Here is a 14,832-nt window from a genome sequence, read left to right as displayed (position 1 = left end):
AGCCTTGTTCGGCAAGATCCTCATCGCCAACCGCGGCGAGATCGCGATGCGCGTCGTCCGGGCGTGCCGCACGCTCGGCATCCGCACGGTCGCCATCCACTCGGACGTCGACGCGACCGCGCCCCACGTGCGGTTCGCCGACGAGGCCGTGTGCGTGGGCCCCGCCGATCCGCGGCGGAGTTACCTCAACATCCCGCAGATCATCGCCGCGGCCGAGATCACCGGCGCCGACGCGGTGCACCCGGGCTACGGGTTCCTCTCGGAGAACGCCGAGTTCGCCGAGCTTTGCCGTCGTTGTGGCCTGACCTTCATCGGCCCCACGCCCGAGGCGATGCGCCTCTGGGGCGACAAGGTCCGCGCGCGGGAAGCCGCGAAGAGGTTCGGGCTGCCGCTCCTCCCCGGCACGACCGTCCTGCGGGACGCCGAGGACGCCGCGGTGCAGGCCGCGCGTATCGGCTACCCCGTGATCCTCAAGGCCGCGGGCGGTGGCGGCGGGCGCGGCATGCGTGTCGTGCGCGACGACAGCGAGATCCGCCGCTCCTTCGAAACGGCGACGAGCGAGGCGCAGGCGGGCTTCAAGAACCCGGACGTCTACCTGGAGAAGTTCGTCGAGGAGCCGCGGCACATCGAGCTGCAGGTGCTCGGCGACGGCCACGGCCACATCTTCACGTTCGGCGAGCGCGAGTGTTCCTTGCAGCGCCGGCACCAGAAGATCATCGAGGAGGCGCCGAGCCCGGTCATGACGCCGGAGAAACGCGCCGAGCTCTCCGAGGTGTGTGCGCACGCGCTCTTGGAGACGGGCTACACCTCGCTCGGGACGCTCGAATTCTTGATGGATGAGCGCGGGAATCTCTACTTCATGGAGATGAACACCCGCGTGCAGGTCGAGCATCCGGTCACCGAGCTGGTGACGGGCATCGATCTCGTGGAGAACCAGATCCGCGCCGCCGCGGGACAAGCCCTCTCCCTGCCGAGCGGCCGCGCTCTCGGTCTTCGCGGGCACGCTCTGGAGTGCCGGATCAACGCGGAGGATCCGCGCACGTTCGTCCCCTGGCCGGGCCTCATCACCGAGTACTTGCCGCCCGGCGGCGGCGGCGTGCGCGTCGACTCGGGCGTCTACGGCGGCTTCCGCGTGCCGAACAACTACGACCCCATGCTCGCCAAGGTGATCACGCACGGCGCCACCCGCGCGGAAGCGATCGCCCGCATGCGCTGCGCGCTCGACGAGTTCGTGATCGGCGGTATCCGCACGAACATCCCGCTCCACCAGGCTCTCCTGCGGGATCCCGACGTAGTCGCCGGCAAGATGTCTACACGCACGATCGAACGACTACGATTCTAGGGAAAGCACGAACGAGCCGGACAGGCGTGAGCGAATCTCGACGAGTCCCCTTCTATCGTCGGGGTGGCTTCCCCATATTTCATCGCTAAAGACAGCAGTCACGACAGGGACGCGGGTGATGCAAGACGGTCTGCAAGTCGACTTCTCCTCCTGGGTGAACGCCACCTCCGAACCTTCCGAGCTCGTCCTCGGCGAGCCAGGGTTCGTGTACGCCGATCTCTTCGACGCCGGTCGTCTGGCCGAGCTCACGGGGCGGTTTTACGCGTACTTCGAGGCCGCGGATCCCACGGGGTACGAGCGGTTCTCGAAGTACCGCGCGTGCCAGGGGAGCGGCATGAGCCCCGAGGAGCTCTCGGAGTCCTTGCTCGTCGGCGCGCCGCACCTGTCCCGCTTCGTCGCGCGCCTCTTCGGCGTGGAGCGCGAAGTGGAAACGCTCGCCGCGGGCGCCGAGGAGCGCTCGCCGCTCTGGGCGTTCAAGAAGGATTTCGCGAAGAAGCGCCTCTTCAAGCCGAGCGCAGGCAAGGCCTGGAAAGGCACGGCCGTCGAGGCCGCGCACACGGCGCGGCGCGCGCTCACGGCGGTCGGCGCGGAGTCGAGCCGGCTCGAGTGTGGCTCCGAGGCAGAGGAGCTCGCGGTCGCGTCGGCGACACTCGTGCTCGTCGCGATCGACGAGGTCGCGCGCAAGGCCGCGAAGGCAGGAGGCGCCTCGTGGACGCCCGAGCTGCACGAGCAGGCTGCGAAGGTGCGGGCCGCGATTGCGGCAGATCCGATGCTGACGCAGGTCGCCGCGGGCGCTGTGGCCGTCGCGGGGGATGCGCCCACGGACGCGGAGGACGGCGCGGTCGTCGCGTTCGCGCTCGACGCGGTGGAGGCGTGGCTCGCGGCGCGGCGCGCCGATCATCACGATCCGGCGCGGCGCTGGGGCTCGCTCAAGGCGCCCGCGACGCTCGATCACAACCAGCTCGTCCAGCTCCGCCGCGCCGACGACAAGTTGCCCGAGCTCTTCGTCGGCCCCGAGCATGAGCGGCGCCACCGCGACGGCTTCGTGTTGACCGATCGGCGCGGCAGCGCGCGCGAGGTCGAGAGCGAGGTCGACTACTGCCTCTATTGCCACGACCGCGACAAGGACTCGTGCTCGAAGGGGCTGCGCGACAACAAGACCGGCGCGATCAAGCCGAACCCGCTCGGCGTGACGCTGAACGGCTGCCCGCTGCACGAGAAGATCAGCGAGATGCACGTGATGCGCCGGAGCGGCGACTCCATCGCGTCGCTCGCGCTCGTCTGCATCGACAACCCGATGCTGCCCGGCACCGGTCACCGCATCTGCAACGACTGCATGAAGGCGTGCGTCTTCCAGAAGCAGGAGCCGGTCAACATCCCGCAGATCGAGACGAGCGTGCTCACGGACGTGCTCGGTTTGCCCTGGGGCTTCGAGATCTACGGCCTGCTCTCGCGCTGGAACCCGCTCAACGTGAAGCGGCCGCACCCGCGCCCGTACATCGGCAAGAACGTGCTCGTCGTGGGCCTCGGGCCCGCGGGCTACACGCTCTCGCACCACCTCGCGCTCGAAGGGTTTGCCGTCGCGGCCGTCGATGGGCTCAAGATCGAGCCGCTCCCCGTCGAGCTGACGGGGGATGCGACGCGCGCGCCGCGGCCGGTGCGTGACTACAAGAAGCTTTATACGGAGCTCGACGAGCGCATCCTGCTCGGGTTCGGCGGCGTGAGCGAGTACGGCATCACGGTTCGTTGGGACAAGAACTTCCTGACGGTCCTCTACATCACGCTCGCGCGTCACCAGAACTTCCGCGCCTACGGCGGCGTGCGTTTCGGCGGGACGCTCGATCTCGACGACGCGTGGAAGCTCGGCTTCGACCACGTCGCGATCGCCGCGGGCGCTGGCCGCCCGACGATCATCCCGCTCAAGAACAACGTCGCGCGCGGCATCCGCAAGGCGAGCGACTTCCTCATGGCCCTGCAGCTCACGGGGGCCTACAAGCGCTCGTCGCTCGCGAACCTGCAGGTGCGGCTGCCCGCGATCGTGATCGGCGGCGGCCTCACGGCGATCGACACCGCGACCGAGCTCATCGCCTACTACACGATCCAAGCGGAGAAGACGGACGCGCGCGTGGCGAAGCTCGTCGCCGAGCGCGGCGAGGCCGCTGCGATGGCGTCCTTCGACGAGGAAGAGCGCGAGTTCATCCTGGAGCAACGCGCGCATGCCGCGCAGATCCGCGAGGAGCGCGAGAAGGCGCAACGCGAGGGCCGCGCGCCGAACCTGCAGAAGCTGCTCGACGCGTGGGGCGGCGTCTCGCTCGTGTACCGCAAGCGCGTGATCGACTCGCCGGCGTATCGCCTGAACCACGAAGAGGTCGCGAAGTCGCTCGAGGAGGGCGTTCGCTACATCGAGAACATGGCGCCGGTCGAGGCGGTCCTCGACGAGCGCGGGCACGTGCGTGGCATGACCTTCGAGCGACAGAAGGTCGACGAGGCCGGCAAGTGGACCGCGAGCGGCGAGATCGTGGAGCTCCCGGCGCGCAGCGTGTGTGTCGCGGCGGGCACGAGCCCGAACGTGATGTACGAGAAGGAAAAACCCGGCACGTTCGCCTTCGACAAGAGGAAGCAGTACTTCCAGCCGCACAAGGCGTTCGTCGACGAGGCGGGCAAGCTCCAGGTCGAGCCCGTCGCGGATGCGCGCGAAGGGTTCTTCACGAGCTATAGCGACGGCGCGCATGCGGTGAGCTTCTACGGCGACAACCACCCGCACTACGCCGGCAGCGTGGTCAAGGCGATGGCGAGCGCGAAGGACGCGTATCCGCACGTGGTCTCGCTCTTCGCGAAGGACATCGAGCGCCTCGGCGAGGAACCGCAGGCCGCGCGGGACGAGCGGCGGCGCGCGCTCTACACGAGGCTCGACGACGACTTCAAGGCCGTCGTGGTGAAGGTCGAGCGCCTGACGCCGACGATCATCGACGTGGTCGTGCGCGCGCCCGCCGCGGCGCGGAAGTTCGAGCCTGGCCAGTTCTACCGGCTGCAGAACTACGAGGTGTTCTCGAAGGTCATCGACGACACGCGCCTCGCGATGGAGGGCATCGCGCTCACGGGCGCGTGGGTCGACAAGGAGAAGGGCCTGCTCTCGCTCATCGCGCTGGAGATGGGCACGTCGACGCGCCTGCTCGCCGCGCTTCGCGTGGGCGAGGAGGTCGTGGTCATGGGTCCGACCGGCACGCCGACCGAGATCCCCACGGGCGAGACCGTGCTGCTCGCGGGCGGCGGCCTCGGAAACGCGGTGCTCTTCTCGATCGCGAAGGCGCTCAAGGCGAGCGGCGCGAACGTCGTGTACTTCGCGGGCTACAAGATGGGCCAGGATCTCTTCAAGCAGGAGGAGATCGAGGCCGCGACGGATCAGGTCGTGTGGTGCACGGACGCCGGCACGGAGATCGCCCCGCGCAGGGCCGCGGATCGTCACTTCCGTGGCAACATCGTGCAGGCGATGAAGGCCTACGCGGAGGGTGCGCTCGGCGGCGAGATGTTCAAGCTCTCGCAGGTGAACCGCATCATCGCGATCGGATCCGATCGCATGATGAACGCGGTGCGCGAGGCGCGGCACGGCGTGCTCGCGCCGCACCTGAACCCGAAGCACGTGGGCATCGTGAGCATCAACTCGCCGATGCAGTGCATGATGAAAGAGGTCTGCGCGCAGTGCCTGCAGCGCTGGGTGGATCCGGAGACGGGCAAAGAGCAGTTCGTCTTCACCTGCTACAACCAGGACCAGCCCATCGATCGCGTCGACTTCAAGAACCTGACGGCGCGCCTCCGCGCGAACAGCGCGCAGGAGAAGCTCACGAACATGTGGCTGGATCGGATCCTCGCGAAGGAGCCCGATCTCAGGCGGATCTAGGAGCGCACGCGCCGTGCATCCGCTCGCCGAGAAGGTGCTCGCCCGGGACATGCGTGGCACAGCCCGGGCCTGCCGTCTGGCCGACGATCGCACCGGGGACTATCTCACGGTCCTGAAGGAACTCTTCCCGCACACGGGCCGCGCCTGGACCATCGGCGTGACGGGCAACCCCGGCGCGGGCAAGAGCACGCTGACGGATCGGCTCATCGCTGTCTTCCGCAAGCAAGGCAAGCGCGTCGCCGTGGTCGCGATCGATCCGACGAGCCCCTTCTCCGGCGGCGCGATCCTCGGCGATCGCATCCGGATGCAGGCGCATTTCAGCGATCCCGAGGTGTTCATCCGATCGCTCGCGACGCGCGGCGCGCTCGGCGGTTTGTCGCGCTCGGCCGCAGACGTGATCCGCGTGCTCGACGCGTGGGGCGCAGATGTGATCCTCGTGGAGACGGTCGGGGTCGGTCAGGACGAACTCGAGATCACGCGCACGGCGGACACGACGCTCGTGGTGATGGCGCCGGGGCTCGGCGACGACGTGCAGGCGATCAAGGCAGGCCTGCTCGAATGCGCAGACGTGTTCGCCGTGAACAAGGCGGATCGCGAGGGCGCGGACGCGGCGGTGCGGGACCTCGAGCTCATGATCGCGCTCGGCGGCGAGGTCGTGAAGGCGGGCGTGCACAGCCGAGGGCACGCGGCGGGCACGCTCGACATCCAGAAGCAGGTGGTGCGGCACGACGCGCACAAGTGGGTGCCGCCCGTGGCGCGGACCGTGTCGACGCGGGACGAGGGCGTGGCCGCGCTGGTGACGCAGCTCGAAGCGCACCACACGTGGCTCACGGGCACGGAGTCAGGCGCGGCGCGGCGGTTCGAGCGGCTCCGCGAGGCGATGCGCACGCAGCTCCGCGAGGCGCTGCTCGACGCGGCGATGGGCGAGCTCGGCGGCGCGCTCGACGAGGCCGCGCAGGCCGTGGCGCATCGGCAAGCCGATCCGTACACCGCGGCCGAGCGGCTCGTGACTGCATTCCGCGGCCGTTAAGCCTGCCCGCTCCCCTTCCCTTTCGCGGCAGCTTTTTGGGGCGCGATCCGCGTCGCGCTGCCCTTGTTCACGACGACCTTCTTCGTGGTCGCCTTCGTCGTCGCGGCCTTCTTCGTGACACCCTTCGTCGCCGCGGCCTTCTTCTTTGGCGCTGCCTCGGTGACCACGGCCGGCCGCTTCCTCGGCGGCTTACGCCCCACGTTCTCCGCCGCGAACGCGCTCGGGCACGCGTCGTTCACCCCGCACGCGGCGCACGCGGGCTTCTTCGCGAAGCAGACCCGCCGCCCGTGGAAGATCAAAACGAGCGACAGCATGTTCCAGTCTTCGGGCGGGAACAGCGCGCAGAGCGCCTTCTCGATCGTCTCGGGCTTCTGCTCCGTGGTCCAGCCGAGCCGCTGCGACAGCCGCTGCACGTGCGTGTCCACCACAACGCCCTCGGGTCGGCCAAACGCGACGCCGAGCACCACGTTCGCCGTTTTTCGCCCGACGCCGGGCAGCTCCACGAGCGCGGCGAGCGTCCGCGGCACCTCGCCGCCGTGCTTCTCCACGAGCTTTTTCGCGAGCCCGACGATGTTCTTCCCTTTCTGGTTGAACATCCCGAGTCGCTCGCGCAGCAGCGCCGCGACTTCGGCGACCGGCGCCTTCGCCAGGGATGGCGCGTCGGGCCAGCGGCCGAACAGCTTCGGCGTGATCTGATTGACCAGCACGTCCGTCGTCTGGGCGCTCAGCACCGTGGCGACGAGGAGCTGGAAGGGGTTTGCATGGTCGAGCTCGCAGTGTGCGTCCGGATGGATCACGCGCAGGCGCCTGAAGGTCTCCTGGGCGAGCGCGCGTGCCTGGTTCGTCGCGGTCATGCTGGGTTCCGGTAGAAATGGGCCATCGCCCCGCGATCTCGCTCGGTACGAGCGCATCGGCGGGGCGATGGTTTTACCTTCTGGAACCCCTGATGCAAAGGGGTCGTGTTTGTCCGGGGATCAGCTCACGAACGCGCGCTTTCGCGTCTCGTACTCGTCGAGGAGCTTCTCCACGCTGGAGAGCGCGTTCTCGACCGCCTCCTGCACCATCTGGAGCACGGTCGTGGCCGAGCCCTTGAGCGCCTCGTAGTAACGCTGGCGCTCGGTCGAGTGGATGATCGACGGCGGCAGGCCCGAGCGGATGAGCAGGAGGTTCATGAACAGCCGCGAGACCTTGCCGCTGTCCGACTGGAAGGGATAGACGCGCAGGAGGTCGTAGTGAGCGCGGGCCGCGATGCGCAGGCCATTGCGGGTCTTGCGCGTCTCGGGATCGTTCAGCCAATCCACGATTTGCCGCACCTTGTAGGCGATCTTGTCCGGCGGCACATACTCGTGGAAATACAGCCGGTGCTGCGGGATGTCCTTGCGGTACTTGACGGTCTTGATGTCTCCCTCTTCCGGATGGAGGATGAGGTAGATCTTCTTGATCACGTCGATCGTAATGGGCAGCTTCTTCTTGCCGTAATCGCGGACGAACTCGATCGCCTCCTTGTGGCGGCGAATGTCGTCGTAGGTCGGCTGAAGGTTCGTGTCCGAGACCGGCGGGGCATATCCGGAGAGCGCCGTCCGTAGCTCCTCGAACGTGTACACGACACCCTCGAGCGCGCTGTCGTGGAAGATCCACGACATGTCGAAGCGGTCCGTGTAGTTCTTCTGGAACTCCTCGCTCTGCGAGGTCAGGCGCTTCTCGATGACCTCCGAGCGCTCCTCGATGGTCGCGCGGCGCGTCGGGGGAAGGAGCGGCAGCGGGAGCGCCACGACCCGGGGCGCAGGCTCGCGCACCGCGATGAGGCGGCCCTCACGCGGCTTGTCGGCCTTGAGGAGCTTGCCCTTCTTCTTTTCCTTGGCGCCCTTTTCCTTGGCGCCCTTTTCCTTGGCGCCTTTTTCCTTGGCGCCCTTTTCCTTGGCGACCGGCTCACGCTCCTCGGCCGGCTTCTCCTTGGCGGCCTTGCCCTTCTCCTTGAGCGGGAGGGCCTTGGCCTTCTCCTTCGGAGCCGGGGCCTGCTCGGCCTCCTTCTCCTTGCGGGCCGCCTTGTCCTTCTTCGCCGCTTTCCCCTTTCGGAGAGCTTCCTTGGCGGCGAGCCGCTCGGCCTTGGCAGCGAGCCGCTCGGCCTCCTCCGCCTCACGCGCGGCGCGGGCCTTGGCGGCGGCCTCGGACTTCTTGGCCTCCTTGGCCTCCCTCGCCTCGCGCGCCTCCCGGAGCTCGGCCTTCTTGCGGGCCTTCTCGACGGCGCGAGCTTTCGGGGCGGGCCGCGCCGGCCGCTTCGGGCGGGTCGGCTTGGCGACGCGCTTGACCGGGCGGGCCTTCGCGGCCGGGCGCGCAGCGCGTTTGACCTTCGGGAGCGCCGCCTTCTTCTTGCGCGGGATCGCGCGGGCTTGGCGACGCTCGGCGGCTCGGGCGGGTTTGCGCGCGACCTTCTTCGACTTCTTCTTCGCGATCGCGCGCTTGATCCTCTTCTTCGCGGGGCTTTGCGCCTTCCGGACCGGCGCGCGTTTGGCGCGGACGACCGCTTTTTTCTTCGGCTTTACCGTCGCCTTGGCCTTCTTGGCGGCCGCGCGCTTTTTCACCACCGCCACGCGTTTTGTCGCGCGTGCGGCAGCGGCCTTGCGGACGGCCTTCTTCGCGGCTGGCTTCGCTCGCTTCGTGGCCTGCGCACGCGGCTTCTTTTTGAGCTTCGCCGCCGCCGTTTTTCGGGGCGGGGCCGCGCGCCGACTCGCCTTGGCTCGGGTAGCTGCCTTCTTCTTGGTGTTCTTGGCCAATTTACGGGTCTTTTTAGCCGCCATGGAGCGTGATTCCAGCGGTCGCTCGGAGAACCCCCCGCGGCGACACGGCACGATGAGTCTGTCGGGCCCCTCGGGCCCCTGCGACGGGGCGTGAGGGTAGCAACCAAGGATTTTGCCCGTCAACCGCTGTTCTTGCACAAACGCCGCGGCCGCGTCGCCTCAATTCGTACCCCCCGGCCCGACAACGCGCGAAAAGGCCGCTCGGATCCCCCCGTTCGACGTTCGGGGCGCCGGGTCGCCCGACGGCGCCCGTCACCCCAAACCCCGAGATCGCCCCTTCGCGCGGGTCGAACGACGGCACTCAGGCGTCGATGTTGATGCCCAGCTTACGACGAATGGCGAAATAGTCCTCGCTGACCGCGAACAGGACGAGCTCCTTGAGGCGCTCTTTCTGCGGCACGGCGCTCGCGGCGTCGTCGGCGGCCTTGATGATTTCCTGGGAAATCTCGAGGTCGTTCGCAACAATGAAGCCCGCGCGGTCGGCCGTGAGGTCGACGCCGCCGACCCACTTCTTCAGGTCGATCGCGCCGGCCTGGAGGAGCTTCGTGACGGCGCTCGCGAGCTCGTCGCGGCGGGCGCCCGTGATCACCGCCTCGATGACCGCGAGGTTCTCCTTCACCGGACCCTCGATGTCCTTGGAGATCGGGAAGTTCGGGGAAATGAGCTTGATCGCGGCGAAGAGCCACGCCCGGAGCCCCGTGCCCGTGGGGACGAGGTACCGGAGGTACATGCCGGGCCGGTAGTATGTGAGGTGGCGGCTCGCGATGAACGCGCCCATCTGCGGGGGCACCTCCGTGGCGAGCGCAGCAGCGCCGAGCACGATCGCGGGGTTGTGGGCGTGGAGGAACGAGAGGCCTCCCGGATCCATGGGATTCTGGAAGCAGAGGGGCAACTCGAGGCCCAGCACGCCGGCCGAGAAGACGATCGTCTGCGAGAGCGGGTACGGGTGCCGCATGAGGTCGATGGCGTAGGCCATCTGGTAGCCGAGCGCCTCGAGCGGCTGGCCGTTCTTCATGATCACCGCCGGCTGGATGACGGCGAAGACGTTCGTGAGGAGCGGGTCGGCGTCGGGGTGCGTGAGGTTCGCGAACCATTCCTCCTCGCCGAGCGGGACCTGCGCCGCCGCCGCCGTGTCCGATCGCATGCGCTTGAAGAAGCGCTCCTCGTCGGGCTCGGCGAAGCTCATCAGCGTGAGCGCCTGGCAGAGGCAGTACGCGGAGTCGGCGCGCTTCGACTCGGTGTAGAGCTTGCGCAGGAGCTTGTAGGGCTCCGGGCGGTAGGGGTTGCGGCGGAGCAGGATCGCCTGCGCGGTCACGGCCTTGTCGAGGTACTGCGCGGGGTCGCTCGCGTAGAGCTTGGCGAGCAGCTCCTCGCGCTCGTGGTTCTCGGATCGAGCGACTGCGCGGCCTCGTAGGCGTCGATCGCGTCCGCGATGGCGCCGAGCTTGTCCTTGTAGAGCGCGCCGAGCTTCTCCATCGTGGAGAGCACCTTCGCGGTCTCGTTGCGCTCGGTCGCTCGCTCGAGATCGACGCGTACGAGGCGCTCGACGCCCTCCCAGTCGCTCTTCTGCTCGCGGACCTCGATCGCCTCGGCGAGGGCCTTGTCGAGCGTGGGATCGAGCTCGAGGACCTGGTCGTAGTACTCGATCGCCTTGTCCGCATCGCCGAGCTGACGCCAGCTCACGATCGCGGCGGTGTGCATGTACTTCGCCTTTTGCCGCTTGTCGTCGATCTTGCCGGCGAGCTTGAGCACGACCTCGATGAGCTTCGACCAGTCCTTCTCCTCGCTGTAGAGCTGCATCAGCTTGGTCAGGATCTTCCGATCGTCCGGGCGCTCGTCGAGCGCGGCGACGTAGCTCTTCGCGGCGCGGGTGCGATCGCCGAGCTGCGCGGCCATGATGTCGCCGACGTCGAGGAGCAGCGCGACGCGCTCGTCGCCGCTGACGACGTCGATGCGGCGCATCTTGAGGCGGATGACCTCCTCCCAGTCCTTCTTCGCCTCGTAGAGGCGCACGAGCGCCGCGATCGGCTCGGGGGCCTCGGGCATGAGGTCGGCCGCGTCGAGCAGCGGCAGGACCGCCTCCTCGACCTCACCGAGCGAGAGCCGCGCCTGGCCGAGGTAGAGCATCGCCTCGGCGCGATCGATCGGATCGAGCTTGTCGCCGAAGCGGTTCGTGAGATCGACGTAGAGCGCGGCGCTCTCCTTGTACTGCTTGGCGTCGTAGCGGACCTTCGCCGCGCGGCGGATCGCCTGCGGGACGTCGGGCGCGAGCGCGAGCAGCGTGGGCAGGACGGAGACGGCCTTCTCGGTCGAGCCGCTCTTGCTGAGCGCGTCGATGTAGTGGCTGAGCACGTCGAGCGCGAGGTCCTTCGGCATCGCGTCGGAGCGGTTCGCCAGCGACTCGAAGTGCTTGGCCGCCTCGACGAAGCGAGACGCGGCGAAGGCGATCTCGCCCGAGACGTAGAGCGCCTTCATGCTCGTCGGATCGAGGTCGATCGCCTTCGTCGCGGCGGCCTGCGCGCGATCGGCGTCCTTGAGCTTCTCGTGCAGGAGGAAGGCCATCTCGCCGTAGAGGCGCGCCTTCGCGAGGTTGCCCTCGGCGGCGTCGATCTCGCGGCCGAGGAGCTCGACGGCGCTGGTCGCGTCGCCGCGCGCGAGGTAGGCGGTGCGGAGCGCGGTGGAGGCCGCGACGTTGCCAGGCTGGGCGTCGAGGGCCTTCTTGTAACGCTCGATCGCGCCGTCGCGATCGCCCTTGTCGTCGAGCAGCTTGGCGGCGCGGATCCAGAGATCAGCGCGCGTCTCGGGCGTCGTGGCCTTGACGGCGAGCGACTCGATCGCGGAGAGCGCGGCGAGCGCGTCTCCGCTCGCGGCACGGACGTTCGCGAGCGATTCGAGCGCGCCGCCGTGCTGCGGGTCGATCTCGATGACCTTCTCGTACGCCTTGGAGGCGCGCTCGGGCGAGCCGACCTGTTCGACGAGGACGCGGCCCATCGCGAGGAGCAGGTCGATGCGGCGCTTGTCGTCGGTGACGATGCGGAGGAGGCGCTCGTAGAGCGAGACGACGTCCTCCCAGCGCTCGAGCGCGCGGTAGTGCCGCATGAGCGCGGTAAGCGTGCCCTCGTGCGCCGGGTCGATCTGGAGGATTGCCTCGTACGCCTCGGCGGCCTTGCCGTGATCGAGGAACTGCTCGTCGTGGATGCCGGCGAGCCGCTCGTAGAGGTTGATCTTCTGGCGCGGCGTCGCGCTGATCGCGATCTGCTTCTCGAGGTTGCCGACGAGCTCCTTGTAGCGGCCCGTGCGATTGTAGATGCGATCGAGGCCGCGCAGCGCGGTGAGGCCGTGCGGGTCGACGTCGAGCGCGGCCTCGTAGCGGCGCGTGGCCTCGCTGAGGTCGTTCAGCTGATCCTCGTAGAGCTCGGCGACCTTGCAGATGGCCTCGACACGGGCCTCGCCGCGGAGCGCGTCGGCGCGGCGCTCGAGGATCTTCGCGTAGCCGGCCCAGTCCTCCTGGCGGTGGTAGATGCGGCCGAGCGCTTCGGCGGCTTTGTCGTTGCTCGGATCTTCCTGGAAGATGTGCTCGAAGAGGTCACGGGCGCGCGAGGCGTCGTTGAGCCGCGTCTCCAGGACGTCGGCGGCCTCGGCGCGGATCTCGCGGGATCGCTCCGGCGTCGCGGCGCGATCGGCGCGGGTCTGGAGGATCTGGCAGAGCTCCTGCCACTGCTGCGCGCGGCGGTAGAGCTGCGCCATGCCGTCGAGCGCGCCGTCGTGTCCGGGCTCGGCCGAGAGCACGGCCTGGAAGCAAGGCAAGCCCATGTCGGGCCGCGCGATCTTTTCGGAGTACCAGCGCCCGAGCAGGTTGAAGAGCGCGATCTTGGACTCGGTCGACATCTCCGCGCTTGTCGTCGCGGTGCTGAGGATCTGGAGCGCCTCGGCCCATACCTTCATGTCGCTGCCGGCCGAGCGCTCGAGATCCTTCGCGTAGTCCTGGTTCTCGGGGAGGATGGAGAGCGCCTGCGCGAAGGCAAAGACGCCCTGCTCGATGTCCTCGAGCTCGCGCACGTAGAGGCGGCCAATCTCGTTCAGCGCGCGCGCCCGCGCCGGCGGATCCTGCGCCTTCTCGCTGCGCTCGAGGAGCATCTCGACGACCTCCTCGTGCTTGCCGAGCTGCCGGCGCACGTCTTCGAGCGCGCCGAACGCGACGTCGTCGTCCGCGTCGAGCTCGACGATCTGTTCGAGCACGCCCTCGGCCTTCTCCAGATCCTTCGCGACATTCTCGAAGGTGCGGGCGGCGCGGAAGAGGAGCTGCTTCTTCGTCTCCGCGGCCTTGATCTTCTCGCCCGCGCTCTCGCCCTCGTCGACCTCGGAGGCCGCGATGACGAAGGCCTCGGCGACCTTGTGCGGATCGGCGCCGTCGCGCGAGGCGCTCTCCAGCGCGAGGGCCGAGTCGTGATCCGTGGGATCGGCGAGGAGCAGGTCGGCGAGGTCGTTGATCTCCTCGTCCGTGAAGGTCTTGCCCTTGGGCGCTTCCTCGGCGGTCTTGGCCTTGGGATCGACGAGGTCGAGCGCGCCGCTCACGCCCTTGGGGCGCGTGCCCGGGTTCTTGTCGAGCAGGCGCGCGATGATCTCGTCGAGCTCCTTGTTGACCCAGCCCTTCGGCGCGACCGTGGACGCGACCGGCGCCTCGCGGACGAGGTGCGCGGCCGCGACGTCGGCGCCGGTCTCGCCGCCGAACGGAGGCTTGGCCGCGAGCAGCTCGAAGAGGAGGGCGCCGAAGGCGTAGATGTCGCTCTGCGCGTCGAGCGCGCCGCCGCGGATCTGCTCGGGCGAGAGGGCGCGCGCGAGCGCAGGGATGCCGAACGGCCCGCCCACGAAGGCGCCGAGGCGATCGCAGCCGGCGTCGACGAGGTACGCGCGGACCTTGCCGCCTTCGCCGCGGCCGACGAGCACGTTTTCCAGCTTGATGTTGCCGTGCACGACGCGCGCCTCGTGCAGCGCGGCGAGGGCCGAGAGGACGGAGCGGACGATCTCGCGCGCCTCGTTGATGTGCAGCGCGCCCGTGCGCGTCACGCGCGCGGCGAGCGGCTGGGCGTCGACGGGCGCGTACGCGACGTACGCGTGTCCCGAGACGACGCCGGCTTCGAGCGACGCGGGCAGGCCTTCGTGCTGCACCTTCGCGGCGAGCCGGACGGCCGTGAGGAAACGCTGGAGAGCACGCGGACCGGACGCGGCGTCCTTGCGAAAGACCTTGAGGATCCGCTCCTGGGGCTTCTCCTCGCCTTCGACCTTGCGTGTCGCGGCGTAAACGACGGCGCGCGGGCCTTCCCCGATCTTGCGCGTCACCGTGAACGCGCCGAACGCCTCGCCTGCCTTGATCTCGGCGTCGGCTCCGGTGCCCTTCTTCACGAGCTCGCGCAGCTTCGCGTCGGCCTCGGGCCTCGCGGCGAAGATCGCGTCGAGCAGCGCGCCTTCGGCGTCGTTCTCGAAGCAGCGATCCGTGAGCGCGCGAGCGAAGGATGCCTTCGAGACGGCGCCTCCCACCTGGGCCGGATCGAGCCCGAGCAGCTCGCTCGACAGCGCGGTCATTTCATCGAGCGAGAAGAGGCGCTCGAGCTCACCTCGGACGATATCGATCGACATGAAATCTCCTCGGGATCCTTCGCGGGGGCGGCCTCGTCTGGTCAGTGTTCGGTCCAGAAGAACCGACCAGGGCGCCCGCGGCCGGGCGTATGCTAGCCAAAGGTCAGGTCGTTCGCGAAGAACAACC

General features: G+C 68.7%; 7 protein-coding genes. 3 read left to right on the top strand and 4 right to left on the bottom strand.

The annotated features are described in order from the left end of the window. Positions 1–4: 4 nt before the first annotated feature. The 3 genes from accC to meaB all read left to right on the top strand — a co-directional run bounded on the left by accC (position 5) and on the right by meaB (position 6,270). On the top strand, positions 5–1,342 hold the full coding sequence (gene accC, locus POL67_RS27715) for an acetyl-CoA carboxylase biotin carboxylase subunit (protein ID WP_271922374.1): 1,338 nt from the start codon (positions 5–7) through the stop codon (positions 1,340–1,342). 118 nt (positions 1,343–1,460) lie between these two features. Then, a complete protein-coding gene (locus POL67_RS27710) occupies positions 1,461–5,240 on the top strand; it encodes an FAD-dependent oxidoreductase (RefSeq protein ID WP_271922372.1) in 3,780 nt (1,259 codons plus the stop codon). A 13-nt stretch (positions 5,241–5,253) separates the two neighbouring features. Next, on the top strand, positions 5,254–6,270 hold the full coding sequence (gene meaB, locus POL67_RS27705; protein ID WP_271922370.1) for a methylmalonyl Co-A mutase-associated GTPase MeaB: 1,017 nt from the start codon (positions 5,254–5,256) through the stop codon (positions 6,268–6,270). Here the strand turns inward: meaB and nth are convergent. From nth to POL67_RS27685, 4 genes are all read right to left on the bottom strand, one after another. Next, entirely contained in the window at positions 6,267–7,124 is an 858-nt protein-coding gene (nth, locus tag POL67_RS27700; protein WP_271922368.1) for an endonuclease III, read from the bottom strand. The two genes, meaB and nth, sit on opposite strands and share 4 nt — an antisense overlap. Before the next feature lie 120 nt (positions 7,125–7,244). Then, complete coding sequence (locus POL67_RS27695; protein ID WP_271922366.1) at positions 7,245–9,068, bottom strand: Fic family protein; 1,824 nt, start codon at positions 9,066–9,068, stop codon at positions 7,245–7,247. 301 nt (positions 9,069–9,369) lie between these two features. Further along, the gene (locus POL67_RS27690) at positions 9,370–10,383 is read right to left on the bottom strand and encodes a hypothetical protein (RefSeq protein ID WP_271922364.1); all 1,014 of its coding nucleotides are present in this window, start codon (positions 10,381–10,383) and stop codon (positions 9,370–9,372) included. Then, the gene (locus POL67_RS27685) at positions 10,380–14,705 is read right to left on the bottom strand and encodes a serine/threonine-protein kinase (RefSeq protein WP_271922362.1); all 4,326 of its coding nucleotides are present in this window, start codon (positions 14,703–14,705) and stop codon (positions 10,380–10,382) included. Before POL67_RS27685 ends, POL67_RS27690 begins: the two co-directional genes overlap by 4 nt. Positions 14,706–14,832 lie beyond the last annotated feature (127 nt).

It is taken from the genome of Polyangium mundeleinium (assembly GCF_028369105.1).
Lineage (GTDB): Bacteria > Myxococcota_A > Polyangia > Polyangiales > Polyangiaceae > Polyangium > Polyangium mundeleinium.
The sequence above is the reverse complement of the archived record's forward strand: the minus strand, read 5'-3'. Positions and strand labels throughout refer to the sequence as shown.

What these genes read in the sequence shown, in the direction of transcription:
- POL67_RS27710 (WP_271922372.1), top strand. Translation starts at nt 1,461, where the DNA reads ATGCAAGACGGTCTGCAAGTCGACTTCTCCTCCTGGGTGAACGCCACC.
- nth (WP_271922368.1), bottom strand. Translation starts at nt 7,124, where the DNA reads ATGACCGCGACGAACCAGGCACGCGCGCTCGCCCAGGAGACCTTCAGG.
- POL67_RS27695 (WP_271922366.1), bottom strand. Translation starts at nt 9,068, where the DNA reads ATGGCGGCTAAAAAGACCCGTAAATTGGCCAAGAACACCAAGAAGAAG.
- POL67_RS27685 (WP_271922362.1), bottom strand. Translation starts at nt 14,705, where the DNA reads ATGTCGATCGATATCGTCCGAGGTGAGCTCGAGCGCCTCTTCTCGCTC.